This window comes from uncultured Ligilactobacillus sp. (assembly GCF_948826705.1).
GTDB lineage: Bacteria > Bacillota > Bacilli > Lactobacillales > Lactobacillaceae > Ligilactobacillus.
Map to the genome: position 1 here is coordinate 1 of NZ_CAQLEL010000006.1, position 25,296 is coordinate 25,296.

General features: G+C 39.1%; 30 protein-coding genes and 1 other annotated feature. Of the genes, 7 read left to right on the plus strand and 23 right to left on the minus strand.

Annotated elements, in window-relative coordinates; translation table 11 throughout:
• Positions 1 to 170: 170 nt before the first annotated feature.
• The 7 genes from Q9Q35_RS00430 to Q9Q35_RS00460 all read right to left on the minus strand — a co-directional run bounded on the left by Q9Q35_RS00430 (position 171) and on the right by Q9Q35_RS00460 (position 3,129).
• Entirely contained in the window at positions 171 to 314 is a 144-nt protein-coding gene (locus Q9Q35_RS00430) for a hypothetical protein (protein ID WP_304651653.1), read from the minus strand.
• 11 nt (positions 315 to 325) lie between these two features.
• Complete coding sequence (locus Q9Q35_RS00435) at positions 326 to 745, minus strand: single-stranded DNA-binding protein (protein ID WP_304651654.1); 420 nt, start codon at positions 743 to 745, stop codon at positions 326 to 328.
• Positions 742 to 1,449 carry an ERF family protein gene (locus tag Q9Q35_RS00440; RefSeq protein WP_304651655.1) on the minus strand — a complete coding sequence of 236 codons (708 nt, stop codon included), beginning with the start codon at positions 1,447 to 1,449 and terminating at the stop codon, positions 742 to 744. The genes Q9Q35_RS00435 and Q9Q35_RS00440 overlap by 4 nt, the downstream gene beginning before the upstream one ends.
• Positions 1,450 to 1,458: 9 nt before the next feature.
• On the minus strand, positions 1,459 to 2,343 hold the full coding sequence (locus Q9Q35_RS00445; protein ID WP_304651656.1) for a DUF1351 domain-containing protein: 885 nt from the start codon (positions 2,341 to 2,343) through the stop codon (positions 1,459 to 1,461).
• Positions 2,344 to 2,616, minus strand: coding sequence for a hypothetical protein (locus Q9Q35_RS00450; RefSeq protein ID WP_304651657.1), 273 nt, complete (start codon positions 2,614 to 2,616; stop codon positions 2,344 to 2,346).
• Entirely contained in the window at positions 2,616 to 2,876 is a 261-nt protein-coding gene (locus Q9Q35_RS00455; protein ID WP_304651658.1) for a hypothetical protein, read from the minus strand. The genes Q9Q35_RS00450 and Q9Q35_RS00455 overlap by 1 nt, the downstream gene beginning before the upstream one ends.
• 82 nt (positions 2,877 to 2,958) lie before the next feature.
• On the minus strand, positions 2,959 to 3,129 hold the full coding sequence (locus Q9Q35_RS00460; protein ID WP_304651659.1) for a hypothetical protein: 171 nt from the start codon (positions 3,127 to 3,129) through the stop codon (positions 2,959 to 2,961).
• A gap of 58 nt (positions 3,130 to 3,187) precedes the next feature.
• On the opposite strand from Q9Q35_RS00460, the gene Q9Q35_RS00465 reads away from it, so the two are divergent.
• A complete protein-coding gene (locus Q9Q35_RS00465) occupies positions 3,188 to 3,568 on the plus strand; it encodes a DUF2513 domain-containing protein (RefSeq protein ID WP_304651660.1) in 381 nt (126 codons plus the stop codon).
• On the opposite strand, the gene Q9Q35_RS00470 is transcribed toward Q9Q35_RS00465, so the two are convergent.
• Genes Q9Q35_RS00470 through Q9Q35_RS00490 form a run of 5 tightly spaced genes read right to left on the minus strand, consistent with a single transcriptional unit; the run spans position 3,546 to position 5,627 of the window.
• On the minus strand, positions 3,546 to 3,875 hold the full coding sequence (locus Q9Q35_RS00470; protein ID WP_304651661.1) for a hypothetical protein: 330 nt from the start codon (positions 3,873 to 3,875) through the stop codon (positions 3,546 to 3,548). The genes Q9Q35_RS00465 and Q9Q35_RS00470 overlap by 23 nt on opposite strands.
• Before the next feature lie 6 nt (positions 3,876 to 3,881).
• Positions 3,882 to 4,124: a hypothetical protein gene (locus Q9Q35_RS00475; protein WP_304651662.1), complete on the minus strand. Its 243-nt coding sequence runs from the start codon at positions 4,122 to 4,124 to the stop codon at positions 3,882 to 3,884.
• 17 nt (positions 4,125 to 4,141) lie between these two features.
• Positions 4,142 to 4,387, minus strand: a complete 246-nt coding sequence (locus Q9Q35_RS00480) for a hypothetical protein (RefSeq protein ID WP_304651663.1) — start codon at positions 4,385 to 4,387, stop codon at positions 4,142 to 4,144.
• A gap of 13 nt (positions 4,388 to 4,400) precedes the next feature.
• A complete protein-coding gene (locus tag Q9Q35_RS00485) occupies positions 4,401 to 5,402 on the minus strand; it encodes a phage antirepressor KilAC domain-containing protein (protein WP_304651664.1) in 1,002 nt (333 codons plus the stop codon).
• A gap of 15 nt (positions 5,403 to 5,417) precedes the next feature.
• Entirely contained in the window at positions 5,418 to 5,627 is a 210-nt protein-coding gene (locus Q9Q35_RS00490) for a helix-turn-helix transcriptional regulator (RefSeq protein ID WP_191984857.1), read from the minus strand.
• 531 nt (positions 5,628 to 6,158) lie between these two features.
• Here Q9Q35_RS00490 and Q9Q35_RS00495 point away from each other — a divergent pair.
• From Q9Q35_RS00495 to Q9Q35_RS00515, 5 genes are all read left to right on the plus strand, one after another.
• Positions 6,159 to 6,941, plus strand: coding sequence for an XRE family transcriptional regulator (locus Q9Q35_RS00495; protein ID WP_304651665.1), 783 nt, complete (start codon positions 6,159 to 6,161; stop codon positions 6,939 to 6,941).
• A 60-nt stretch (positions 6,942 to 7,001) separates the two neighbouring features.
• The gene (locus Q9Q35_RS00500) at positions 7,002 to 8,006 is read left to right on the plus strand and encodes a HipA family kinase (protein ID WP_304651666.1); all 1,005 of its coding nucleotides are present in this window, start codon (positions 7,002 to 7,004) and stop codon (positions 8,004 to 8,006) included.
• Positions 7,976 to 8,848: a DUF3037 domain-containing protein gene (locus tag Q9Q35_RS00505; protein WP_304651667.1), complete on the plus strand. Its 873-nt coding sequence runs from the start codon at positions 7,976 to 7,978 to the stop codon at positions 8,846 to 8,848. The genes Q9Q35_RS00500 and Q9Q35_RS00505 overlap by 31 nt, the downstream gene beginning before the upstream one ends.
• Before the next feature lie 69 nt (positions 8,849 to 8,917).
• A complete protein-coding gene (locus Q9Q35_RS11925) occupies positions 8,918 to 9,964 on the plus strand; it encodes a hypothetical protein (RefSeq protein WP_370648863.1) in 1,047 nt (348 codons plus the stop codon).
• Positions 9,965 to 10,045: 81 nt separating this feature from the next.
• Positions 10,046 to 11,236: a site-specific integrase gene (locus Q9Q35_RS00515; protein ID WP_304651668.1), complete on the plus strand. Its 1,191-nt coding sequence runs from the start codon at positions 10,046 to 10,048 to the stop codon at positions 11,234 to 11,236.
• A gap of 114 nt (positions 11,237 to 11,350) precedes the next feature.
• Here Q9Q35_RS00515 and Q9Q35_RS00520 read toward each other — a convergent pair whose 3' ends face one another.
• The 7 genes from Q9Q35_RS00520 to pyrH all read right to left on the minus strand — a co-directional run bounded on the left by Q9Q35_RS00520 (position 11,351) and on the right by pyrH (position 21,784).
• Positions 11,351 to 15,694, minus strand: coding sequence for a PolC-type DNA polymerase III (locus Q9Q35_RS00520; protein ID WP_304651669.1), 4,344 nt, complete (start codon positions 15,692 to 15,694; stop codon positions 11,351 to 11,353).
• A 69-nt stretch (positions 15,695 to 15,763) separates the two neighbouring features.
• Positions 15,764 to 17,485, minus strand: a complete 1,722-nt coding sequence (locus Q9Q35_RS00525; RefSeq protein WP_304651670.1) for a proline--tRNA ligase — start codon at positions 17,483 to 17,485, stop codon at positions 15,764 to 15,766.
• 27 nt (positions 17,486 to 17,512) lie between these two features.
• Positions 17,513 to 18,787 carry an RIP metalloprotease RseP gene (rseP, locus tag Q9Q35_RS00530; RefSeq protein ID WP_304651671.1) on the minus strand — a complete coding sequence of 425 codons (1,275 nt, stop codon included), beginning with the start codon at positions 18,785 to 18,787 and terminating at the stop codon, positions 17,513 to 17,515.
• A gap of 32 nt (positions 18,788 to 18,819) precedes the next feature.
• Complete coding sequence (locus Q9Q35_RS00535) at positions 18,820 to 19,608, minus strand: phosphatidate cytidylyltransferase (RefSeq protein ID WP_304651672.1); 789 nt, start codon at positions 19,606 to 19,608, stop codon at positions 18,820 to 18,822.
• The gene (locus tag Q9Q35_RS00540) at positions 19,608 to 20,384 is read right to left on the minus strand and encodes an isoprenyl transferase (protein ID WP_304651673.1); all 777 of its coding nucleotides are present in this window, start codon (positions 20,382 to 20,384) and stop codon (positions 19,608 to 19,610) included. Before Q9Q35_RS00540 ends, Q9Q35_RS00535 begins: the two co-directional genes overlap by 1 nt.
• 105 nt (positions 20,385 to 20,489) lie before the next feature.
• Complete coding sequence (gene frr / locus Q9Q35_RS00545) at positions 20,490 to 21,053, minus strand: ribosome recycling factor (protein WP_304651674.1); 564 nt, start codon at positions 21,051 to 21,053, stop codon at positions 20,490 to 20,492.
• 8 nt (positions 21,054 to 21,061) lie between these two features.
• On the minus strand, positions 21,062 to 21,784 hold the full coding sequence (gene pyrH / locus Q9Q35_RS00550) for a UMP kinase (RefSeq protein WP_010689163.1): 723 nt from the start codon (positions 21,782 to 21,784) through the stop codon (positions 21,062 to 21,064).
• Between the two features lie 213 nt (positions 21,785 to 21,997).
• On the opposite strand from pyrH, the gene Q9Q35_RS00555 reads away from it, so the two are divergent.
• Entirely contained in the window at positions 21,998 to 22,876 is an 879-nt protein-coding gene (locus Q9Q35_RS00555) for an N-acetylmuramoyl-L-alanine amidase (protein ID WP_304651675.1), read from the plus strand.
• 137 nt (positions 22,877 to 23,013) lie between these two features.
• Here Q9Q35_RS00555 and rpmA read toward each other — a convergent pair whose 3' ends face one another.
• The 4 genes from rpmA to Q9Q35_RS00575 all read right to left on the minus strand — a co-directional run.
• Entirely contained in the window at positions 23,014 to 23,295 is a 282-nt protein-coding gene (rpmA, locus tag Q9Q35_RS00560) for a 50S ribosomal protein L27 (protein ID WP_004048016.1), read from the minus strand.
• Between the two features lie 22 nt (positions 23,296 to 23,317).
• Positions 23,318 to 23,644: a ribosomal-processing cysteine protease Prp gene (locus tag Q9Q35_RS00565; RefSeq protein ID WP_304651676.1), complete on the minus strand. Its 327-nt coding sequence runs from the start codon at positions 23,642 to 23,644 to the stop codon at positions 23,318 to 23,320.
• 21 nt (positions 23,645 to 23,665) lie between these two features.
• Positions 23,666 to 23,974 carry a 50S ribosomal protein L21 gene (gene rplU, locus Q9Q35_RS00570; RefSeq protein WP_004048019.1) on the minus strand — a complete coding sequence of 103 codons (309 nt, stop codon included), beginning with the start codon at positions 23,972 to 23,974 and terminating at the stop codon, positions 23,666 to 23,668.
• 17 nt (positions 23,975 to 23,991) lie between these two features.
• Positions 23,992 to 24,065: a sequence feature (ribosomal protein L21 leader region), on the minus strand.
• Between the two features lie 101 nt (positions 24,066 to 24,166).
• On the minus strand, positions 24,167 to 25,296 hold a 1,130-nt coding region (locus tag Q9Q35_RS00575; protein WP_304651677.1), incomplete at its 5' end, for a cutinase family protein.

The window sequence follows — 25,296 nt, forward strand, 5'->3', positions numbered from 1 at the left end:
GCCGTGATCTCACTGTATAACTCTCTTGCATTAGGTTTGCCCAATCTTCGATCATATCTAACATCCGCTGTTAAAATTGAGAAATAACTTGGCTTTTCCATACTTACGGCCTCCTTAAATTTATCGGGCCTCTCACCCGTCTGGCATTTTACGTTTACTGACGCTCGTCGTTAGATCTTGCTCTTAATCATCAAGTGATAGTGCTGTTCTTCGATCTCTTTCAAGATCGCTTTTAGCTCTTCGTGACTCAAGCCAGACTCAACTGCAGCACCTAAAACAAAGTCGATCAATACATCTTTTGCTGTTGGTTTCATGTAGTTTTTCCTTAGAATGGAAGATCACCATCTTGAATATCGATCTGTTGCCCTGGATCGTAATCATCATATTGCTCAAGATTATTTTGTTGGCTATATCCAGCCTTTTGTGACTTAGGTTGCAAAAATGATAAATTATTGATCGCAACTTCTGTTACATACACTTTCTGTCCTTGGGTGTTTTCATAGCTATATGTCTTTAGCCTTCCTTCAACGCCCATCAATTCGCCTTTTTTAAAATGATTTGCTAATGTTTCTGCTCGTTTCCCACTAGCGGATAATCTGATAAAATCAGACTCACGCTCACCTTGCTGATTCGTATAGTTTCGCTCAACTGCTAAAGTTGCATTTGCGAATGCTGTACCGCTCTGGCTGTATTTTAGTTCTGGATCCCTTGTAAGGCGTCCAGTCAAAGACACACTATTGATCATTGTTTACTAACTCCCTTTTTTAGGTTTTCATTGACACTGATTGCGCACTCAATAGACGCTTTTAGTTTTGGCAACTTAGCAAGTTTTTGGAAATTCTTGTATTTAGCAGTTGCTTCTTGGAAAATCATTGATGTAACATCTGTATCGCTTAATTGATACGTCTTAGACAGATACGCTACTTTAGCGTCATAGTCTGCTTGTAGCTTAGCTATCTCGTTTTGAGTTTGCTGTTGTTGTGTTTGTGATCGTTGCTGACTTCTATTTTGTTGCTGATTATTTTGCGTTGGTCTTGATTGCTTTTGATTAGCGTTAGTAGCTGCATTGCCGTCATCATCATCGTCGCTAGAAATACCAAACATAGCAGACAATTGGTAACGTTTGGCATATGTGATCGATGATCCATATCCTTGCACATCTTTTTTCTGTGGTGTTAAAACCAAGATGCCACTCGTGATCATCTGCCCACTTTCGTGTGTAACGATTGTTTCTACACCGATCCCGTTGTCGATATTGGATACCTTTTGAAAATAAGCTAGCCCTGTCCCTTTTAAAGCGGCGTCTATCGCCTTTTGAACACCGCTTAGTGTTACATACTTATTTTTAAAATAAAGGTTGTCTCCGTTCAATTCTGGCTGTTTTAACTGCTCTCTAAACTTAGCCATTCCTTTGAACAATTCGCTTGGAGCGCTTTGCGTATCTGACATGCTTAACACCTACTTTCTCTCAATAACTGTTTCTCTCTCTGAAGCTTCTAGCACTTCGATGCCACTCGCTGTGATCACTCGGCCTAAACTATCAAGTTGCTCTTTCGTTCCCTTGATCTTCAATGTAAGAACTTGCAACTCTTTGACTACTTCACCAGTTTCAGAGTCGATCTGCTTTTCGCCTACTTCAACGATTTTTTCTTTTTCCTGTGCAACTTTTGCTAACTTAGCTGCACGCTCTGCTTCTTTACGAGCTTGTAACTCTTCGTAATCTGTGTCAGCTAAACGCTTAGCTTCCCAATAGTCAAAGTCTCGTGCAGTCTCAACATATCGAGTTGTTGGTAAATTCAACTTAGCGCAATATTCTGTGATCATTTCAATATCTTTGTTGGTGCGCTTTTGTTTTTGGACCGCTTCTACGATTTCAGCCATTGTCTTAGCTTTTGTTGCAGACTTGAGCAACCACGAATTTTGTAGCTCGACAGTTGTCGGATCAACAGCGTTAGCTTCAGAAACTTCTTTGATCATTGCTTGGACATTTTGCTTGCGTTCATCACGTTGCTTATCCTCAAAGAATTTAACGCCGTCGTTGATCGATTGATACACATTATTTAGCTTTTCAATGTATGCCTTGATTTCATTCTCAAAAGCGTTAAGTGGCTTGTTATAAATACGCTTCTGTTCTTTGCGCTTGTCATCAAGTGCTTTCTTCAAAGCATTTACTTGTGCCTTTGAATTTTTTGCATCTTTCAAGGTTTCTTCAGTAACAATGATGTTTTCATACTTGCTGATGAACTCATCTACTGCTTGATCCAAAACATCTTTATTTTGGATAGTCAAAACTGCTGGTGTGTAATCAATGTCAACTCGCTCTAATGTTGTTAACTCGTTCATCTATTTTTCCTCCTCGATCGCTGAAAATTGTTCTAAATATTCTTTTGCTACCTCAAACGCTGCTTCGTCATCATCTTCCGTCTGTGCTTTATTAATCTTAAATAGCACAGTTGTAAGCTCACCACGTACATAGTCAACAACGCCATCTTTTGTATTGTGTAACAGGTCTGTACCGTCCCATTCTGTGATCGTGTATAACTGTTCATCATCTAGCCGATAGCAACTATTTGGATCCTTTTGCGTCTTGATTGCGTCGATTTCATCAAATCTCATTATTCATCGCTTTCCCTTCTTAAACCCTCTTCTACCATACGTTCGAGCAAGTATTGTTGCATCTGTTTCACTACTCGCTTCGGTACGGCGTTAAAAAATGATAGTAGTAACTTTGCTACTGCTTCAGTATCTCCACTGACTACCGCATCAACCTCTTCTTTTTTTGGTTCCTTAATAGCTACAACATAAGTTTTAAAACCCAATTCTTCCAACACATCTGATACCGTGTGTACTGCTTTTTTTGAATTTACGTTATTCATTCCGAAAACTCCTTTAATTTCGTGTTATAATCTAACTGAAAAATATTTTTTGTCAGGGTCGCACTGCCATGCGATCCTTTTTTCATGGCTCGAAAAAGTGATCAAGCCATGGCTCGCGTTTCCAGCCACTGTACGTGATAACCAGCAAGCTTAAGGCTAGCACTACTAGCGTCACCGTCGGAGACCACGCACCGATCGCAACTCCCATTAGCAAGAATAGTGCGATCGCTCCTTTGTTTTCTTCGAATGTCATTCATATCACTTCCTTTCTGCTATAATTTAGTCATCTCCTGTGAAAGGAGGTGAATTTTATGCGGTTAGACCCTGACTGTATCAGAGATATATTAGTTGTCGTTGAAGATAACACCGACTTCTCAAAAGTAGCTACTACTGGAGATTTTATTGAATCTGGCATTGTTCAAAAATATAATATGAATACTATTGCATATCATATTCGGCAAGCTGATGAAGCCGGTTTATTGCTAGGGGTAACTTTTTGTCTTGGTGGCGATTTTTTAATTCAAGACCTTTCACCAGAAGGCCATAAATTCTTAGCAGATATTCGTGAAGATAAAAATTGGTCTAAGACAAAAGCCATAGCTAGCAAAGTAGGCTCAACATCATTGAATGCTTTAGCCTCAATAGCAACTAATGTTATCTCGACAGCCATCAATCAACATCTAGGCCTTTGATGTTGGCTTTTAACTTCATTGTTACGTCAGCAATATTGCTGGCGTGTTTTTTTATTTCAATATCAGTAATTCCTTTCACTTCTTTTCCATCCAGCAGAACCTTCTTTTTGTCAAATGAAATAACTGTTACTCCGTCTACTAGCTCAGCACTACTAGAACAGCGATTAACATAGCTTTCGTAGGCAGCTAAGTATTCTTCTTTTGATACAGGATCTCCTTTGAAGCTCATTCCTTCAAAAGGATCTCTGTATTTTTTGGTCCCTTCTTTCACTTCCTTCATCTCCATTTCGTTTTTAATAATTCGCATCCTCCATCAACCACGATTAGCACTGCGATCAACACTAACAACTTGATCTGTATCACCCCCTAAAATGATCTCTGATAGCCATTCCTGTTCATCGTCTAACGAATCGACAACAAGTGGCGTAATACCATAACGATCATACGTTTTATTAAAATCAATCGCTTGACTTACAGTGATCTCACGAGTGAATTGCTTCCACACTCGAATTTGTTTTGCGACCCACTCTCCTAGTTCTAATTCTTCTGCTGTCATCTGTTTAGCCTCCAATATCAATTAATTGCACCTTCCCTAATGTGCGGATCTAGCGTCCTAATTCGGTATTGCTCTGATCGATATCTCAAGTATGCTTGCCAGCGCTCTTCAATGATGTATGTCATCTTACGACCATCTTGAACGATCGCATCTCTGAACTCAGGATTAGCAACACAGTCACGCTTACGCTCTGCAAACGCTGATTTTTCTAGTCCGTAGTCATTCATGATCTCTTGTGGCGTTTTCCACCCATTCGCCATCATGTTGATCACCTCCTTAAATGTAGCCTTCAAGTTCAAGCAATTGCTCGATCGTTTCGGCGCCTAGCTGTGTATATTCAAAGCTTTGACGTCCGTATTCATCGACCACAATGCGACAGTATTTGTTGCTATCAACGAACACAGGTTTTAATCTGTGCTCAGTTGCGACTTTTCCAATCAACCTGATATCTTTGTGTGGCATGTGTAAATTCCATGCAATGCTACTTGCTGTGTAATACGGTCCGTTGTATTCAACCTGTGCTTGTAGCTCAAGCTGTTCCTCGAATGCCGGACGTTCGATGATCGGTACGATACCTTCATCTTTCAGCAGGTTATAGATGAACCGCTCGCCTTTCGGTGTCCATTTAAGCAACCCTGCGCCCTTTTCATAGCGCACTCGATCGGCGTAACCTAAACGCGAGTACTTAGCGTATAAGATCCATTGCTTACCTTGCTTGTACATAACACCTAGCTCATGAAGTTTCTTGTGCAGTGTCACAGCGCCCCAACCATAGCGTTTGGCTATCTCAGTTGATGAGATCAACGTCGGGTTGCGAAGCACGTTCTTGCAATAATCTGCGTCTGGTTGAAGTTGTTCAGCTCTTTTTTCTGCAATTTCCTTGGCTTCTTTTTCTTCTTTCAGTTTTTCGACAATCTTGATGATCGTATCTGGGTTTACTAGTGCCTGTTCAAGTACTTCATCAGCCATATATGCACCATGTTTGCGAATTGTTGGCAATACTTCATGCGTTACCCAATATTGAAATTTTTCGGCGGTTGGGTTATTCGCTTTGATTGCTAACGTGTAGAAGTCTGGTTCGCTGATGTAGTCGCCTTTCGACACTTGTGTCGAAAGATACTTTCTAACTCTGTTCCACTTAACGTACATTTTTCCATTTTTAGGTTCGGCAATTCCTAAACCAATCGCACTCACTTCCGCATCAAATTCAATTTGACCGTTAACTTCTCTGACTGGCAAATCAATGTTGCCGTTGTTGAAGATTTTTAGTTCATTCATTCTGGTCCCTCCTCTTTATTTAGTACTAATATTTTCGTACTTTTTCCCTAAAAAAATGAAAGAGAGCGGAATACCATATAGCTCGCTTGCATTTTCTAATAGAGAGAAAGGAATATTACTACTATCATTTTCGTATTTCGCTAATGTTTGAAAATGAACACCCAATTTTTTAGCAGCTTCTTTTTGGGTCATCATCGCATTAACTCTTGCTGCTTCCAAAGTTATTTTTGGCATAATAATCATCTCTCTTTCTCTTTGGTTTAAAATAGCCAAATCAGCCAAAAAATTAAACCGATTACTATTATTGCTGGTAAAATACCAAATCTTAAGTTAATACGAACGTCCAATTTTTCATCGTTAGATGTTTTATGATATTCGTATTTTCCAAATAATAGCTTTTTTAGTTTCATTTGTTTTGTTAACTATGATAAAATGTACTCTAAAGTTAGGGGTCACCCCCTTTCTTTAGTTTTATCTATCAGCGTTTACCGCTGAATTTTACGTGAAACTCGAAGGTCAAGAATTTCACTTTGATTTCGAAGAAGAACTCTTTCAGGGGGTTCTTCTTTTTTTGTACATTTCTCATAACTTACTCCTTTCGTTCATTTGTAAGGTCTGTATCAACCTTACAAATATATAATACGATTATTTTCGTACTTTGTAAAGTAATTTTTATAAAAAAAGTCGTTTTTTTTCGTACTTATATAGAAAAACAACTACATTTCCTATATAATAACTTATAAAGGCGGTGAGTTTATGGCTAGAAAAAGTCCACAAGATAAAGAAAATAAACAATTCTTTTCGGCAAGATTTAATGAATTGCTTTCTTTGCATAATAAAAAACAGGTAGATGTACATAGAGATTTAAATATCCCTAAAAGCACTATAACTGGATATGTAAAAGGGACATCACTTCCTACTATGGGAAATCTTCAAAAAATTGCTGATTATTTTGGAGTTTTAAAATCTGACATCGATCTTAGATTCAAGAATAAAGACGACGCTTCTGATGATGGGCTTGAATTCCACTTATTATCTAATTTTTCAAAACTTCAAAAAAATCGCCAACAAAATGTAGTAGCCTACTCATCAAATCAACTCAAAGAGCAACTGCAAGAAAAAAACAAAAAAGTTATATCTATAAAAGAAGCTAAAGATTACTACCAAACAGAGTACCCTGTTGAATTACTAGGCTATGTATCTGCTGGCACTGGTGAATATCTGCAAGATTGGAAACCAGAAGAGATTTTAGTGGATAATACTCCAGACAAGTATGACTATGCTCTTAAAATCAATGGTAACTCAATGGAGCCGCTCTTTGCTGACGGTCAAATTATATTTGTGATCGAAGTGACTAACGAAAGCTTATTTGACTTGTCTAATAGGATAGTAGTTGCCGATTTAAATGGTGAAGCCTATGTCAAAAAATTGGTTGTCAAGCATGATGAGTTACGCCTAGTGTCACTCAATAAAAAATATGAAGATAAGATAGTTACAGAAAATGACGCCTTTTATGTGCGTGGTGTCGTTATTGTGTAAAAATATTGAATAGAAATTTAAAATAGTAAACGTTCCCTATTGAAAGGATGATGAAATTCATTGGTAGAAACATTACAAGTAGAGGCTTTTTTAAATGCTAGAAATAATGGTCCCGGCGTAACTAAACCATCAATAATTTTAGCTGATGACGGTAATAAATACTTTTTAAAGGGAAATTTAGGAAAATTTGGCGAGCAACTAATTTCGCTTGATGCTTCTTTAGCACAGGAAGCCATTTGCTATAAATTAGCTAAAATATTGAATGTTCCCACGCCGGATTTCGCTTTTATTGAAATCACTGATGAAGATTTATCTGATTTTCCTGATTTACGTTTTTCAACTAATATTGTGAAACCTGGAATCTATTTAGGAGTTAAATCCGTAGATAATTTATTAACTCAAGAGCTAAATTTAATTCTAAACGAATTGAGTTTTAAAGTACCTGGGGCAATAAGAAGGTTGAATAATTTCGTGTCTCAAATTAGTAATAAGTCAGATATACCTAAGATTATGTACTTTGATTTTTTAACAGCTAATGTTGATAGGTATCAAAATCCCGGAAACATACTGTTGCATAGATCTAATAACGGTAAAATTGTATTATCAATAGATTTTGGATATTGTTTTTTTGGTCCATATTGGAAATCAAGAGATTATATTGCAGGATTTAAAAAAGTGGACTTATTACAAAAAAGAAACTTCTCTGATAAGTCATGGTTAGCATTTTCGCTTGATGTCTTGGGTGCCAATAGAGATTTGAAGGAAACTTTATTATTCAAATTATTTGACCCTCTTATTGACTGTAAATCTTCCGCAAATCCATTTAACGACATTTACTGTTCAACTAAATTATTGACACCTTCAACTTTGGCAACTATGATAAATTCTATACCTGATAGTTGGTTTATTGAAGGCGATTATCAAAAGAATTTGTATCTGCAGTTTCTATTAAATCAAGTAGATGCATTGCCAAATATTTTTAACTATTTAGCATCACAAAATTACTTTACCAATATTTCAGGAGGTGGATTGGTTTGGGAAGACAAAAATATACTTTCACAGTAATTTCTTACGTTCCTGACTACATACGTAATGAGCAAATAAATATAGGAATAATCATGTTTGATTCAAGCAATAATATTATCGATTTTTCTATATTGCCTGAGCATACAAACAAGCTAAATAGCTTATTAAACTATTCCGAAGATTCGAAAAGACTCTTCAAAGAAACATTGAAGTTCACAAAATTTATGTTACAAAAGTTGAGTCAGCCAAGTCTTTTCAATATAGAAATCAGTAAAAAACTAGTTACCATTGAAGGATTACCTGAGAATATAATGCTATCCCCCCTCACTTATGGTGCTACAAAAAATATTGGTAGTGTCCTTGATATGCTTGTAGATACATATGTGGGAAAGGAATTTTATTATCGTCGAAATAGAGCCGTAGCTAACGCAACTGAAATTGTTAAATCATACTTTAAGGAAAATAATTTTATCAATAATAATCTGTTGCCAAATCCTACCTTCAAACCATATGCTACCTCACCTGTCAGTTACAAAGCTGACTATGCTTACTTAAATAATCAAAAGAATTTTAGCATTATCAATTCAATGCCATCCACAGATGAGGGGTTAGAAAGGTTTTATCAAAAAATTGCTGCACTAAGCGCAAGATTTGATGGATATGGAGATATGATATTCTTATATGATTCTGATGATTTTGCTACTGAAAAAAAGCAAATAATCTCTGACATTTCCTCAACAAATTCTCGAGTTAAGTCCTTCGATATAACTAACAAGAGTAACGAATTTGAAAGTTTTAAAGATTTTTCAAATACAACAATCAGAAACTCAAATCGCGATGCTGTTAATGAATATATCACTAAAAATATGCGCTATGCCTAACCACTTTTTTGGTCGTCCAAAAACTGATGACGTTAAAAGCTGAAATAAAAAAGGAGATGATTTTTCACTATGAAGAAAAATCGTTTAGCATTGAACACTTGGACTGGTGTTCTGGATATCGTTAACTGCGTTTTATTCGCAATTGCTATGCCTGTAATTGTAAGTAGCGCATTTTCTGATGCTTTTGAAGGTGGAGACTCCACTGGGTCAATCGCTGCTTTCTTTTATATCATGGCTTGGATCGGTGTGGGGCTAAACATCTGGGCTTTGGTACAGTCAAAAAAGCACTATATTTCTATCGTTGGTCCAGTTTTAGGTATTATTGGAAATGCTCTTTTTGGGCTTACAGCTAGTCTATATCTACCAGCTATTATTGTTTTAATAATCGCAACAGTGTTTACACTATTGCAACATCCCGTTCCAAATGCTCCTACAACTGAAAATTCCAATCAAAGTCAAAATGATCCGACTACTACCAAGAACAAATCCAATAAAACACTGCTTTGGTCTATTTTGGGTGGTGTAGCAATCATTATTATCGCTATTTTGGCAGTTGGTTCTATTGGAGATAGTTCAGATAGTAGTAACCATTCAAATGGTTCAGCAACAGGAAGTAATACTTCTGCAAAAAGTAATTCATCTGACACCTTTAAATATGACTACACAACTTATAAAATTGCTGACAAAAAGACATATGATGTCAATTATACAGATAACAGCTGGGTAGCAAATATTAATATCGATAAAATCGAAGTTTTAAAAACTACCAAAGAATATAAATATAGTTCTAATGAAGATGGTGATTTCAATTTACAAGGTTTTGTCCGAATTCATTTATCAATCACACCTACCCAAGATATCAATATTTATCCTACACAAGGAACTGTAGTTCTAAATAATGGTGAACAGCATACCGCTGATGTTGATAGTTGGGATGGTGCGATTTCAAACGGTGCTACAAAGGATGGTTGGGTAACCATTCCTGTAAAATCGTTATCTAATGTTTCTGATTTAACCAACCTTCGTTTTAAATTCTCTGGTAGCTATGATACTGATGATTACGAAGATGACAACTATCATCATGATTACGATATGACTTTAGAATTGAATCAATAGCAATTATCCCGACCCGTCCCCAGTGACGGGTTTTATAAGACACAAGAAAGAACATACATTCGCAAAAGGAGAGATGTTATTATGTGGATCGAAAACAGAGAAGTACTAGTCAACGGAAAATTGGAAAAGCGCTACTGCTTTGTCGAACGTTACAAATCAACATTGACAGGAAAATATCACAAGGTTTCTGTAACATATGGGAAGAAAACACCGCAAGTAGTAAAAGCAGCTACACAAGAGTTAGAGCGTAAAATCAATAAAGCATTAGCAGAAGAAAGTGAATTTGTTCAAACTGCAACACTCTCACAAGTATCAATCGCATTTTTAGAGCAATATCAAAAACGAGTCCAACCTAGCACTTACAAAAATGGTGCATTGTTTATCAGAAAATTTGTCGATGATTTTGGTCATGATACTATCATAAGCAATATTTCACAACGAAGTCTAAATCGCTACTTCAACGATCTGCTGTATAACAACGAACGCGATCTAACAAATGGAACTGTCCGAGCTATAAAAAATAAAGTATCTATCTTGTTTGATTTTGCTGTGACATATGGATATTTAAAAGATAATCATGTTAAAAAAGTAAAGATTGAATGGAAAAATGAAAATGCTCGCAAAAGAAATCAAATAGAAAATAAGTATCTGACACAAGACGAGTATAGAAAAATAATTGATGATTGTTTGATAAATGGTGCAGATCACTATGCTGATGTCTTCAAGCTACAATACTTGACCGGAATGCGTTTTGGCGAGGCATCTGGCTTACGCGTTCAAGATGTGATCAAAGAAAACGGTAAAACTTATCTTGATATCAATCACTCACTTGTTTTCCTGAGCTCACCCTCACGATATTATTTGTCAGACTCTACCAAAACTTTTGCTGGGATGCGCAAGATAATCTTATCCCCTGAAGCTACAGATATCGTCGAAAAACATATGCGTAACAAAGACTTAGATGCGTTACTGTTCGCTTACAATCCATCAGCACCACATTTTGCTGATCAAAAGCCACTTAACATCAACAACGCAAATACTATGCTAAAGCGTATAATTGAACGTCAGAACATAGATAAAGATGTCACTACACACTATTTCAGACATACGCATGTTTCGGTACTTGCCGATATGGATGTACCTCTGCGTGTAATCAAAGATCGCATTGGACATGCTGACACAAACATCACAGAAAAGATTTATATGCACGTGACTAAAAAAGCACGTCAAGATTTTGAAGATAAGATAGCTCAAATTGATAATTTTCTGTAATAAAAAAGCGATACCTTTTACAGTATCGCTAAAAATTTTTGCCCATTTGTTGCCCATTTGAAAAATAGACATCTCTTTTATTAAATTTACCTAATCTTCAAAAACGTTGATATATCAGAAATCAGCGAACAAATTAAGCTGGTTAGAGTCTGGCAAAGCGTCAAGTACGTGGTTTTCGGTCATGAAATCGATGATCGTCGCAGAGACTTTACCACGTTTAGCGAGATCTTCTTTAGATAAGAAATCTTGTTCCTCACGTGCCGCCACGATCTGTTTGGCAACGTTTAGACCCAAACCTGGCACTGCCGTAAATGGCGCGATCAAAGTATTATCTTCGATCAACCAATCACTGGCATCTGATTTATTGAGATCGACCATTTTGAATTCAAAGCCACGTTCCAACATTTCGTTGGCTAATTCAAGTACGGTCAATAGATTTTTTTCTTTTGCCGTAGCCTCATTACCCTTGTCATTGATCTCTTTCATCGCAGCTTTGACTGACTCTTTACCATGAGCCATCGAAACTAGATCAAAGTCATCAGCTCGAACTGAGAAATAAGCAGCATAGTATACCAATGGATAGTACACCTTGAAATAGGCGATCCGCAAAGCCATCAACACGTAGGCCGCCGCGTGGGCTTTCGGGAACATGTATTTGATCTTCAAGCATGCACCGATATACCATTCTGGTACTTCAGATTCACGCATCGCTGCTTGCCACTCATCTGGAATACCACGACCCTTACGTACATGTTCCATGATCTTAAAGGCTAAGTCAGACTCGACTCCCATATGGATCAAGTCCATCATGATATCGTCACGACATCCAATAACTTCTGGCATCGTAACGGTCCCATTTTGGATCAATTCTTCCGCATTGCCTAACCACACGTCAGTCCCGTGGGAAAGCCCAGAGATCTTGACTAATTCGGCAAACGTTTTAGGATGCGTTTCTTCTAACATTCCTCGAACAAAGCGCGTACCAAATTCTGGGATCCCCAAAGTACCGGTCTTAGACTGGATCTGCTCTGGAGTAACACCCAAAATATCAGTTCCTGAAAATAGCTTCATCACGCCGGGATCATCGGTCGGGATCGTTTTTGGCTCGATCCCTGAAAGGTCTTGCAACATTCTGATCATCGTCGGATCATCATGCCCTAAACAGTCGAGTTTTAAGATATTATCATGGATCGAGTGGAAATCAAAGTGAGTCGTTTTCCAAGCTGCAGTCAGATCGTCAGCCGGATACTGGATCGGAGTAAAGTCATAGATATCAAGATAATCAGGTACGACCAAGATCCCAGCCGGGTGTTGACCGGTCGTTCGCTTGACACCTGTGGCCCCCTTAGCCAGTCGATCGACTTCAGCACCTCGCAAATTCTGCTCAGTGTCACGTTCGTAGGCTTTGACATAACCATAGGCCGTTTTATCAGCCACAGTACCGATCGTACCAGCCCGAAAAACATTGTTCTCACCAAACAAGACCTTCGTATAGTTATGAGCTACTGGTTGATAGTCCCCTGAAAAGTTCAGATCGATATCGGGAACTTTATTCCCCTTGAAACCAAGGAACGTTTCAAATGGGATCTCTTGTCCGTCTTTGACCAATTCTGTTTTGCATTCTGGACATTCTTTATCAGGTAAGTCATAGCCAGAACCATACTCACCTTTTTCATAAAAATGCGACCACTTACATTTTGGACAGCGATAATGTGGTGGCAATGGGTTGACCTCGGTGATACCAGTCAGTGTTGCGACCAGACTTGAGCCCACCGAACCACGAGACCCTACTAAATAGCCATCTTTATTTGATTTAGCCACTAACTTTTGTGAGATCAAATAGATGACCGAAAAACCATTTCCGATAACAGATTTCAATTCTTTATCAACTCGTTTTTGCACGTTATCTGGTAACGGATCGCCATACCATTCATGGGCTTTGTTCAATGTCAAATTCTTGATATCATCTTCAGCCCCTGGCATTTTAGGAGTATACAATTTATCCTTGACTGGCGTGATCTCATCACACATGTCGACGATCTTATTTGGATCAGTTACTACGACCTTTTTTGCCTTTTCTTCACCTAAAAAGGCAAAATCTTCCAGCATTTCATCAGTTGTTCGAAAGTGTGCATCTGGTAGATCACGTAGCTTATTAAGCGGGTTAGCCCCGCCTTGTGAATGGATCAAGATTTTACGGTAGATCGCATCTTCTTTATTCATAAAATGCACATCCCCCGTAGCTGCGATCGGGATATTGAGCTCTTCAGCTAGTTGCACCATATTAGAAATGATCTCTTCTAAATTTTTATTATTTTTGACTAACTCTTGTTCGATCAAAGGAGCATATAATGCTTTAGGCTGAACTTCTAAATAGTCATAATATTTTGCCTTTTCTTTAGCTTGTTCATAACCTTTTTGCATCATCGCAGTAAATACTTCCCCATCAGCACATGCCGAACCAACGATCAACCCCTCACGATATTTATCTAGAACGGAACGTGGTACCCGTGGAACACGGTAAAAATACTTGACCATTGACTCCGAAGCAACTTTAAAGAGATTTTTGAGCCCTTCTTGTGTTTTAGCCAAGATCACCGCGTGGAATGGATGCTGATGTTTATAAGTCTCATCATCTTTTTGCGTATTAAATTGATCATGGTATTCGATATTCAACTTTTCTTCGGCATCTTTTAGCATTGCATAATAGATATAGCCCGTTGCTTCCGCATCATAGATCGCCCGGTGATGGTGTTCCAAGTTGACATTTAATTTCTTAGCTAAGGTATTCAAACGAAAACCTTTCATTTCTGGATACAATAAGCGTGCCATCGGCAATGTATCCAACCAAGGTTCACCGATCAAGGGTAGTCCATGCCGAGCATAACCAGTATTCATAAAATCCACGTCAAAGGTCGCATTATGACCGACGATGATACTGCCCTTACAGAATTCTTGGAACATCTCAAAGACTTCTTTTTCAGACTTTGAGCCTCGGACCATATCATCCGTGATCGAAGTCAATTTGATCGTCGTTTGTGAAAGTGGATGCCCTGGATCGATAAATTGTTCAAAACGCTCGATCACTTCGCCATCTTTCATCTTGACTGCCGCTAATTCGATGACCTTATCATAGCGAGCTGATAACCCTGTCGTTTCCGTATCGAAAACAACATATGTCGCATCTTTTAATTTCACATGTTGTTCGTTATAAGCGATCGGTTGCCCATCATCAACGACATTAGCCTCGACCCCGTATAAGATCTTGACATTATTTTTCAAACCCGCACTATGAGCCTCTGGGAAAGCTTGTAGCGTACTATGATCAGTGATCGCGATCGCTTTTTGGCCCCAAGCAGCTGCTTGCTTGACATAGTCGCTGATACTATTTGTCGCATCCATCATACTCATATTGGAATGCACATGCAATTCAGCTCGCTTATGATCTTCTGGTGCGATATCTTTGCGCCCTTCATGTGCTACTTCAACGATATCATAAGCATTCATTGCTAGATCGCGCATATAGGTATCTTCTTGAACGCTCCCACGAATTTTGACCCACTTACCTACAGCTAAAGCGTCAAACATCGCTTCATCTTCTTCATTGCGAGAAAACTTTTTGATCACCATTGATGAAGAATAATCCGTGACCTTGATGATGAGCAACTTGCGCTCGGAGCGTAGAGTTCGAACTTCTTTATCGAAAATATAACCTTGGACGACCACCGAACGTTCTTCTTCCGTGATCGTTGCCATCTGTCTGATCTCAGCATCATCAGCGATCTTTTTGCCAAGTTGGACTGGTCCATCAACAGTGACCGTTTCTTTTTCTTTGGCTTTTTGTTGACGTTTTTCGTTTTGTTTTTGGATCGCTTCGACAGCTTGTTGGGCCAATTGCGCATCAGATCTAGCTTTTTGTTCTTTGTATTCATCGATCTTAGCCTGTGATTTTGATTCATCGATCAACGTATTGATCGTAAATTTAGGAAAGCCATACTGTTGATACGTCCGTTCGATCGGCCCTAAAGCCTGTGTTGTCAAAAAGTTTTTGATGATCTCATTTTCAGCCAACAACATGACACGGTTATCATCTAAATACGGTACCTTACCTTGACATAATTCTTGGATCAAAGGCGAATTGACCCCGCACGTTGAAACCACATAGGCCCAATAATCACCAAGATCACGATCATTTAACGTCGCCTCTTGAACTTTCAAATTCAAAGCCGTTTGAGCGATCGGTTCAAAAGCGTTGGCAAGAGCGTGGTTAAAGCGCAAAAATGTTGTAAAGGGCAACACTTGCTTTAAACTGATCGTAAATTCCCAGCGTTTTGAAGCTGTATGAACTTCGACTTTATCGATCGTAGCTCCGATAAAGAGCTCTTGTTCTTCTGGTAAATGTTGCCACTTGATCTGTTCAAGTAAGCGCAAAAACAATTCCTGTTTATTTGGTTCCAAATTCTGACCCCTCTCTATCAGAAATAAAAGGACTGGTGAAGTCACTTTCGCCAGTCCAATTATCTATATCTAGCCAAAAATGCCTTGATCTTCTTTGAGTAAGATCTTGATCGAATTTAATAATTCATCTGTCTTAACTTCAAGTGTTTCGCCTGTACGACGTAATTTGATCTCAACGATCCCTTCATCGGCTTTTTTACCAACTGTGATCCGAGCAGGTAGACCGATAAGATCAGCATCGGCAAATTTTACCCCTGGACGTTCTTTACGATCATCAACTAAAACTTTGTAGCCCGCATCTTCTAACAATGTTGTGATCTCAGTTGCTAGTTTAACTTGTTCTTCTTTTTTCACATTGACCGGTACCACGTGAACATCAAATGGTGCGATCGAACGTGGCCAAATGATCCCATTTTCATCGCTATTTTGTTCTACGATCGCAGATAGCAAACGAGATACCCCGATACCATAACTACCCATGATGATCGGTACTTCACGACCATTTTCATCTAAAACTGTTGCACCTAAGCTTTCAGAATAACGTGTACCTAATTTGAAAATATGACCGATCTCGATCCCACGTGTAAACTTAAGGACACCCTCACCATCTGGCGAAAGGTCGCCTTCTTTAACGGTCCGAAGATCAACAAAATCGTCTACGCGATAATCGCGTTCGATATTAGCGTTCATGTAGTGGTAGCCATTTTCGTTAGCCCCTACATTAGCATTGACCATCCCATCAACATCAAGATCAGCTACGATCTTAATGTCTTTTGCTACACCAACTGGTCCTAAAGAGCCAAAATCTGCACCTAAAAGCTCACGTGCTTTGGTATCTTCAGCTGGATCTAAGAAGTCACAATCTAAGTAGTTTTTCAATTTAACTTCATTTAGCTCGTCATTACCACGCATCAAAACGATAACTGGTTTTTCATCGGCCATAAAGACTAAAGTTTTGATCATGTTTTCAGGATCAACTTCTAAGAAAGCTGAAACTTCATCGATCGTCTTTGCATCGGGTGTGGCTACTTTTGTCAATTCCTTTGGCGTTTCATGGGATTTCTTGTTGATCCGCAAGTTTTTTGCCATTTCAAGGTTAGCAGCGTAATCACTTGAATCAGAATAAACGACTGTATCTTCCCCGATCGGTGCGATCGCCATAAATTCTTTGGAATCCTTACCACCCATTGCACCAGCATCAGCAATGATCCCTCTAAAATCAAGACCGACACGTTCAAAGATCTGTTGGTAGGCTTTATCCATGTCACGGTAAGTTTTATCTAAACTTTCCATATCTGTGTGGAATGAATAATCGTCTAACATCAAGAATTCACGCCCACGCAAAAGTCCAAAACGCGGACGACTTTCATCCCGATACTTCATTTGGATCTGATACAACGTCAAAGGCAATTTTTTGTATGTCTTGATCGCATCTTTGATGATCTTAGTAAATGTCTCTTCATGGGTCGGACCTAAGATAAAGTCACGTTCATGGCGATCCTTTAATTTAAATAAGTTAGCTCCGTATGTCTTGTAACGTCCAGATTCTTCCCAAAGTTCAGCTGGTAAAACTCCTGGCACAAGCATTTCAACTGCATCGATCTTGTCCATTTCATCACGGATGATCGTTTCGATATTATTTAAGACCCGATAAGCCAATGGTAAATAGGCATAGACTCCGGCTGTCACTTGTTTGATATAACCAGCTCGTAACATTAACTGGTGACTGAGTGCTTCAGCATCGCTTGGCACTTCTTTTAATGTTGGAATCAACATTTTTGATTGTTTCATTCTTGCTCAGACCCCTTTTATATTTAATTAGCGGAAGAAATAGCGTTGAATATCATTCCACGTAACTAGAAGCATCAAGATCATCAAAAATCCAAAACCGATCATTGTGATAATGATCTCTTTTTCTGGATCAAGTGGTTTTCTTCTGATCGCTTCGATAATATTTAATAGCAACTTGCCCCCATCCAAAGCAGGGATCGGTAACAAGTTGATGATCCCTAAGTTAACTGACAACAGTGCTGTTAGTGTCACAACACTGATCAGGCCGTTTTCTTTAGCCTGTGATGTGAGTGAAAACATTGCTACTGGACCACCTAGATCATTTAGACTAAAGCCATGTAACATTGATACTAGGGCATTTCCTAGCTGTTTTATCACATACCAAGTTTGGGTAAAACCATAAGTCAGCTTGGCTTTGATAGAACGATCCATTTTTCCTTTAGCAATTATACCAATCTGGGCGACCTTTTGTCCATTTACGTTTTTTTGGACTGGTTTGACCTTGATATTTTGCTTTTTATCAGCTCGTTTGACTGTTAAAACAAGTTCTTTATCATCAGCGGTTCTGATATGCTGCGCCACATCGTCCCAAGTCGGTGTTTTATCACCATCGATCGCGATGATCGTATCGTTTGCTTTTAAACCAGCTTTTTGAGCGACCAAATCAGTTTGAACTTGAGCTATCGTATTAGTCGTTACAGGGACTCCGCCTTGTAAAAAGGCTACTAAGCCAAAAGCTACGATCGCTAACAAAAAATTATTCAATGGACCCGCAAAATTGGTCAACATCCGATCGACTAACGAAGCCGACTGAAAGCGCACATCACGTGGTGCGATCTGCAATTCGATCCCATCTTTACCGATGATCAATGCATCGTGATCGACTTTAAAGCGTTTGATCTCATCTTCAGTGCCGTTTTCATAACCTTCGACCCAAAGTCCATCGGTCAGATCCCAGTCAGTCAATTCAAGCGGGATCCCTTCGACTAAAGTGATCTTTTTACTAGTATTTATCTTTTGAACAACACCATTTTCGTCAGTGATCAGACTGACTGGCATCCCTTTTTTCAACTCTTCAGTGTCGTCTTCCAAACCTGCCATGCTGACATAACCACCCAGTGGCAAGATCCGCCAAGTATAAGTCGTGCCATTCTTGCGATAGGCAAACAGTTTTGGTCCCATCCCGATCGCAAATTCACGTACTAAGATCCCTGCACGTTTGGCAAAATAATAGTGTCCAAATTCATGGACAAATACTAAGATCCCAAAGACGATGATAAATGTAATTATAGTTGTTATCATATTGTTCTACCGTCCTTATCCTAATCGACCTATTAGATCAAGCCAGCAAAATGCATCAATGGTAAAACAAATAGTAATGAATCAAAACGGTCTAAGATCCCACCGTGTCCAGGTAAGATCTTGCCTGAATCCTTGACTCCATAATGACGTTTGAAAGCTGACTCGATCAGATCACCAAGTTGGCCCCCAACTGAGAAGACTAAAGTCCATAAAAGCATAGTCGAGAAACTATATGGAAACGCATCTTGCACAAAATATAGATATGTTCCTACAATAACTACCGCACTGAGCGAACCACCGATCGAACCTTCCCAAGTTTTATTGGGACTGATATGTGGTGCTAATTTATTCTTACCGATCTTGCGTCCGATCAGATAAGCACCACTGTCTGTGATCCAAACGATCAATAAGGCGTAAAGCATCATCCACAGACTCTCTGCTCGAGCTAACATCATGAATCTAAAACCAAGCCCCGCATATAGCCCACCTAATAATAAGACGCCTGCATCATCAAATGAAAAACGATTTTTAGAGATCACAGTGTAGACTAGCATGACTAAGGCTAACAAATAAAAACTGCCACCTAAAGTATCCTGTGTCCAAAAGCCAGCCCAAAAGACCGGCAATAAAACTGATAGTATCAAAAGAAAGGAAATGATCGCCTCAAATGATACGAGTAATTTCTTTTTCATGATCAAAAATTCTGACATTGCGACGATCCCCATCAACGTTACCAAGATATCAAAGGGTATCCCCCCTAGATAAAGCAATGGTAAGAAAATGACCAAAGCGATCACCGCTGTTATAACACGCTGTTTCATCAATTATCCTCCTTCTTATTCAGCCCACCAAAACGTCGATCGCGTTGCTGAAACTTATAAATCGATAATTCTAGATCTTCAGCCGAAAAGTCCGGCCATAAAACATCTGTAAATACTAACTCACTGTAAGCGATCTGCCACAATAAAAAGTTAGAGATCCGTTCTTCACCACTCGTACGGATCAGTAATTCTGGATCAGCATACGGGAGATCAGCCGTCATCAAAGCCTTCGAAAAAACTTTTTCATCGATCTGGGACGGCTCTAATTTCCCCTGTTTAACTTGAGTGGCTAAGGCTTGGACTGCGGTCGTGATCTCAGCACGGCTCCCGTAATTCAAAGCAAAATTCAAGACCATGCCTGTATTATCTTTCGTCTGCTCGATCGCATCAAAAACTGCTTTTTGCGTCGAGTCAGGTAATTTATCTGTGTATCCCATCACATTGACACGGACATTGTTTGCGATCAATTCTGGGACGAATGTATTGAAAAATTTTACTGGAAGATCCATTAAAAAGCCGACTTCATCTTGAGGCCTTTTCCAATTTTCCGTTGAAAAAGCATATAACGTCAGCACCTTGACCCCCAGATCGCTAGCGACTTTAGTGATCGTTTTAACAGTCTCCATCCCCTGCTTGTGTCCTGCAACTCGGGGCAGTCCGCGCTTTTTTGCCCATCTACCATTACCATCCATGATGATCGCAATATGAGCCGGTATCCGTTTTTGATCTAGCTTGTTTTGTGCTGCCTGCTTATTTTTAAATAAGTTAGAAAACATGTCTTCACCTCTGTTAAAAGAATAACGGGACAGATCCGTCGATCCAGTAAGCGCCTGTTTCGACGAGCCCTTGCCCCGTTATCATCAGCAAAATAAAGCTTTCACCTAACCGGCAAGCACTTCTTTTTCCTTTTCTGCTGTAATATTTTCAATATTTTTGATCGAATTATCCGTTACTTTTTGGGCAACATCTTCCAAGTCACGCAATTGATCTTCGGTCAAATCACCATTCTTTTGTGCTTTCTTCAAAGCATCCATCATTTCACGGCGAACATTTCTGACAGCGATCTTGCCCTTTTCAGAAGTTGCTTTAACTTGTTTAGCTAATTCTTTACGACGTTCTTCAGTCAATTGTGGGATCACTAAACGAATAGCTGATCCGTCATTCATAGGAGCGATACCTAGATCAGATGCTAAGAGCGCATGTTCAATGTCTTTTAAAGAAGACTTATCATATGGTGTGATGAGAAGCACACGTGCTTCTGGAACACTGATCTGAGCCATTTGATTAAGTGGTGTTGGGACCCCGTAGTATTCAACGTTGATCCGGTTTAACAAACTAGCATTCGCTACCCCAGCTCTGATCGTACCTAATTCGCGTTGTAAAGCTTCTTCTGCTTTAGTCATTTTTTCTTGATATTGTAAAATAGTTGGATCTGTAATTTTCATAAATTTATTTACTTCCCTTCAACTGTTGTTCCGATCGTTTCACCTTGAACAACTTTTTTGATATTTCCACGCTCATTCATGTTAAAGACCACAAGTGGGATATTGTTATCCATGGATAGTGATGAAGCAGTTGTATCCATGACTTGTAATCCTTTATTGATGATCTCCATATGTGTTAGCTTATCGTATTTAACTGCATTTGCATCTTTACGTGGATCTGCTGAATAAACGCCGTCAACACCATTTTTAGCCATCAAGATCACATCAGCATTGATCTCGGATGCCCGCAATGCTGAAGTCGTATCAGTGGAGAAATATGGTGAGCCTGTGCCAGCTGCAAAGATCACGATACGTCCCTTTTCCAAATGACGCATAGCCTTACGACGAATATATGGCTCAGCTACTTGTCGCATTTCGATTGCAGTTTGAACTCTAGTTGGTACTCCGATCGATTCTAAATTGTCTTGTAGTGCCAAAGCATTCATCACTGTCCCAAGCATTCCGATATAATCTGCTTGAGCGCGCTCCATTCCCATTTGTGCACCTGATTCTCCACGCCACATGTTGCCACCACCGACAACGATCGCGATCTGAACACCTAAGTCATGCACTTCTTTGATCTCTTCGGCAACTTTACGGATCTCTGGCGGATTGATCCCTTGACCAGCATCTCCGGCCAATGCTTCCCCGCTCAGTTTCATCACAACTCGTTTGTATTTAATGTCAGACATTAGTTGATCCTCCTAAAACAATTTTGCTGAAATTCGTTCACGATTTAACGAAAGCCGTTTGAATAAATTTTATCATTCTATCGGGGGTTTTGCCAACTATTAATTTGCTTTTACATTTCAATAAGCTTTGCTAGGAAACCGTTAGCATTTACTTGTTGGACACAAAGCATTTTTGCTATAATGTGAATAGTTGTTAAATTTGGAGTGATGCACATGGAAAAGCCTAGAACTTCTCATGGATCTGGCCTCCCCAAACGTATTCGGGTCCTATTTGCGATCATTTTCGTACTAGTTGGTATTTTAGGTTATCGCACTTATAAATATTTCGGACAACTAGAGATCCAAACTAACTATGCTGTCCTTAAAAACGGCCCTGGTGTTGAATATGATCAAATCAGTCAACTCAAGCAAAACCAACGTGTAACTGTCTTGAAAAGCAAATATCATTGGATGTATGTTGAAACTGACGATGAAAAAAAAGGCTGGATCGCTGATTGGATGATCAACAGTAGCTACAAACTACCAGTTACCGATCTTTCAAATGCGACGATCGTGATCGATCCTGGTCACGGTGGTTATGACTCTGGGGCGACCTCGAACACTGAGAAAAAAGAAGAAAAACAATATACTTTAGCTTATGCTAAACTATTGGCCGAAAAATTACGTAAGCAAAATGCAAAAGTATACCTCACTCGTGATGACGATACTTTTGTCAGTCTAAGCAAACGTCCTGCCCTAGCAGATCAAGTTCATGCTGATGCTTTTATCAGTTTCCACTTCGATTCTTCACCAACCAAAAACACAGCATCTGGTTTTACGACCTATTATTATCACAAGAACTCACTTAAATTAGCTCAGATGGTAAATAATGAATTTGGTGCGATCGGCTTAGAAAATCGCGGGGTCGAAGTCGGTGACTTTTTAGTCATTCGTGATATCAAAGAACCGGCTATCTTACTTGAAATGGGATATATCAATTCCGATCGTGACTTCGATCAGATAACCTCTAAGTCTTACCGTGCTACCGTTGTAAATGACGTTTATCAAGGATTGGAAAAATATTTCGTAGCTCAAAAAGATACAAGTAAATAAAATTAGGTCTTCTAAATAGATAGCATTTGGCTATGTTTTTCTAGAAGACCTATTTTATTTCATCAACTTTTCTACAAAATGAAAAACGTCTTGATCCCTTGCTACACAAGAGATCAAGACGTTATTAGCATTGCCGATTATTCAGCAACAGGGTACACACTAACTTGCTTTTTGTCGCGACCTTTGCGTTCAAATTTAACAACGCCAGCAACCTTAGCAAATAATGTGTTGTCGCCACCCATACCAACGTTAACACCTGGGTAAATACGTGTACCACGTTGACGGTATAAGATAGCACCACCGTTAACTGTTTGACCGTCAGCGCTCTTAGCACCTAAACGCTTAGAACGTGAGTCACGACCGTTAGAAGTGGAACCACCACCCTTTTTATGAGCGAAGTATTGTAAGTTCATTAACATAGTTCGTGCACCTCCTTATTGCTTAATTTATATTCGTTTTTATATATTTTGGATAACTCTGTTCAACGTCTTTCAAGCCCAATTCAAGACTGGCTAAGATCAATTGAACTGCGGGATCGTTTTGTCCCTCATCTGATAAAGTCACTTGTAAAAGTCCGCCATTTTTCTGATCTTCAACTAGTGAAAATTTTTGTTTCAATAACTTTTCCAACGTATTGATCGTATTGATCGCTAACATTGAAACAGCTGCACAAACAATATCCTCACCAGCTTTTGCAAAACCTGCATGACCAGTAATATCGAAACCTTTGATCACTTTACCATCTCTAATAATATTTGCATGGATCACCTAACGTCCACCTCGCAAAAATTATGCGTTGATCGCGTCGATAACGACCTTTGTGTATGGTTGACGATGACCTTGCTTTGTGTGTTGATGCTTCTTAGGCTTGTACTTGAAAGTAACAACTTTCTTAGCACGACCTTGCTTTTCAACAGTACCTTCAACAGTAGCACCTTCAACAAAAGGTGTACCGATCACTGTGTTTTCGCCACCTACTAAAACAACTTTATCAAAAGTTACTTTTTCACCAGCTTCAGCAGCCAACTTTTCAACGTAGATAGCTTGACCAGCTTCTACTTTAAGTTGCTTACCACCTGTTTCAATAATTGCGTACATTAATGTGCACCTCCTTGTAGTTTACTTAGACTCGCCGTAATGTAGTGGCTCAAAGAGCACTTGAACTTAAAACGTGCGGTTGCAGTTGTGGCATGCACAAATACAACGCTAATATAATATCAAATTATAAAGTTGCCGTCAATAGAAATACTACAAAAATATCACACTACTTTATTGCTCAGTACACATTGATCAGTCATGTTTAAATAGCTCTTTACTTGCCTTGCTGTCATCTTCTTGGATATTTCTAGCTACTTTCGATAAATTTTTGCTAAAATTTGTTGTCTTAGTCTGATATTGTTGAATTTGCCTGAGATTTTGGGTGGCTTGCTCGCTGTCCCAGAGCCGTTCTTTGGTATATGGTGCGATCATTTCTTCGATCTCGGCATCCGATAAATGCTTTCTGAGCGCATAAGCACCTTGCGCGATCTCTTGGGCGATACTTGTTATCTCATCTTCAAGCTCTTGTTGGGTATTCTTAAAAATAGTCGCATATTCTTCACCGATATCACGCGCTTTAATCGCTACTGCCTGTGCTAATTCTTCTTGTAATGCGATCTTTTGGCTCCCACCGGCAGTCGTCAGCCTTTGATGTAAACTAGTTATTTTACCTTGCCATTGACTAGCAAGTTTGGCTTCATTTACGATCGCTCGATATTCCTGTTGAAATTTGGCATACAAAGCCCCATCACTTACCAAAAGTGACAATAGTTTTCCCGAAGAAATATTGACCCCCGTACTTTTGAGGATCAGATCTAAATATTTATCGATCAGGTGTGAAACTTTGATCCCAGTTGCAAAAATATAGCCGTGTTCGTTTAAATTAGCTTCTTTTAGCGTCCCGTCAGCATTGATCTGATACTGTCCAAAATCATGACTCGAACCATACTTGTCATCAAAATCAAAGGTCGTCGTAAATGATTTTGGCAGCAAGTAATGAACTTTACCGATCTCATCGACACCTTTTTTATTCCGATTCAACATCGAAACGATATCAAACGCATTGACGTAATAGTCGATCTTGCCCTGCTCTTCTAAGGTTTGAATATTTGCTTGTGCTTGTTTAGACATTTTATTGATACTTTCTCTGGCATCGGGACCTTGAAACAACACGATCTTATCCAATTTAGCAATATCTTCTTTGGGCAAATCAGCCACAGCTTGGATCGAGACCATCGTCCCTAACGAGTGCCCAGTGACCGCCATCGTAGCATTAGGAGCTTTTTTACGCAATTCACCCACCTTAGCCTGCATCGCTTTACTAGCAAGTTTTGCCTGAGGGATATAGGCGTTGAATAAAGTAAACGAGCCGTTGTTGCTCA

Excerpts from the sequence above, each read along its gene's own strand:
- pyrH (WP_010689163.1), bottom strand. The coding sequence starts at position 21,784 with ATGTCTGACATTAAATACAAACGAGTTGTGATGAAACTGAGCGGGGAA.
- rplU (WP_004048019.1), bottom strand. The coding sequence starts at position 23,974 with ATGTACGCAATTATTGAAACAGGTGGTAAGCAACTTAAAGTAGAAGCT.
- Q9Q35_RS00460 (WP_304651659.1), bottom strand. The coding sequence starts at position 3,129 with ATGACATTCGAAGAAAACAAAGGAGCGATCGCACTATTCTTGCTAATG.
- Q9Q35_RS00450 (WP_304651657.1), bottom strand. The coding sequence starts at position 2,616 with ATGAGATTTGATGAAATCGACGCAATCAAGACGCAAAAGGATCCAAAT.
- Q9Q35_RS00480 (WP_304651663.1), bottom strand. The coding sequence starts at position 4,387 with ATGATGGCGAATGGGTGGAAAACGCCACAAGAGATCATGAATGACTAC.
- Q9Q35_RS00540 (WP_304651673.1), bottom strand. The coding sequence starts at position 20,384 with ATGTTTTCTAACTTATTTAAAAATAAGCAGGCAGCACAAAACAAGCTA.
- Q9Q35_RS00470 (WP_304651661.1), bottom strand. The coding sequence starts at position 3,875 with ATGCGAATTATTAAAAACGAAATGGAGATGAAGGAAGTGAAAGAAGGG.
- Q9Q35_RS00515 (WP_304651668.1), top strand. The coding sequence starts at position 10,046 with ATGTGGATCGAAAACAGAGAAGTACTAGTCAACGGAAAATTGGAAAAG.
- Q9Q35_RS00465 (WP_304651660.1), top strand. The coding sequence starts at position 3,188 with ATGCGGTTAGACCCTGACTGTATCAGAGATATATTAGTTGTCGTTGAA.
- Q9Q35_RS00435 (WP_304651654.1), bottom strand. The coding sequence starts at position 745 with ATGATCAATAGTGTGTCTTTGACTGGACGCCTTACAAGGGATCCAGAA.
- Q9Q35_RS11925 (WP_370648863.1), top strand. The coding sequence starts at position 8,918 with ATGAAGAAAAATCGTTTAGCATTGAACACTTGGACTGGTGTTCTGGAT.
- Q9Q35_RS00555 (WP_304651675.1), top strand. The coding sequence starts at position 21,998 with ATGGAAAAGCCTAGAACTTCTCATGGATCTGGCCTCCCCAAACGTATT.
- Q9Q35_RS00525 (WP_304651670.1), bottom strand. The coding sequence starts at position 17,485 with ATGAAACAATCAAAAATGTTGATTCCAACATTAAAAGAAGTGCCAAGC.
- Q9Q35_RS00485 (WP_304651664.1), bottom strand. The coding sequence starts at position 5,402 with ATGAATGAACTAAAAATCTTCAACAACGGCAACATTGATTTGCCAGTC.
- Q9Q35_RS00475 (WP_304651662.1), bottom strand. The coding sequence starts at position 4,124 with ATGACAGCAGAAGAATTAGAACTAGGAGAGTGGGTCGCAAAACAAATT.
- rseP (WP_304651671.1), bottom strand. The coding sequence starts at position 18,787 with ATGATAACAACTATAATTACATTTATCATCGTCTTTGGGATCTTAGTA.
- Q9Q35_RS00535 (WP_304651672.1), bottom strand. The coding sequence starts at position 19,608 with ATGAAACAGCGTGTTATAACAGCGGTGATCGCTTTGGTCATTTTCTTA.
- Q9Q35_RS00440 (WP_304651655.1), bottom strand. The coding sequence starts at position 1,449 with ATGTCAGATACGCAAAGCGCTCCAAGCGAATTGTTCAAAGGAATGGCT.
- rpmA (WP_004048016.1), bottom strand. The coding sequence starts at position 23,295 with ATGTTAATGAACTTACAATACTTCGCTCATAAAAAGGGTGGTGGTTCC.
- Q9Q35_RS00445 (WP_304651656.1), bottom strand. The coding sequence starts at position 2,343 with ATGAACGAGTTAACAACATTAGAGCGAGTTGACATTGATTACACACCA.
- Q9Q35_RS00455 (WP_304651658.1), bottom strand. The coding sequence starts at position 2,876 with ATGAATAACGTAAATTCAAAAAAAGCAGTACACACGGTATCAGATGTG.
- Q9Q35_RS00495 (WP_304651665.1), top strand. The coding sequence starts at position 6,159 with ATGGCTAGAAAAAGTCCACAAGATAAAGAAAATAAACAATTCTTTTCG.
- frr (WP_304651674.1), bottom strand. The coding sequence starts at position 21,053 with ATGAAAATTACAGATCCAACTATTTTACAATATCAAGAAAAAATGACT.
- Q9Q35_RS00430 (WP_304651653.1), bottom strand. The coding sequence starts at position 314 with ATGAAACCAACAGCAAAAGATGTATTGATCGACTTTGTTTTAGGTGCT.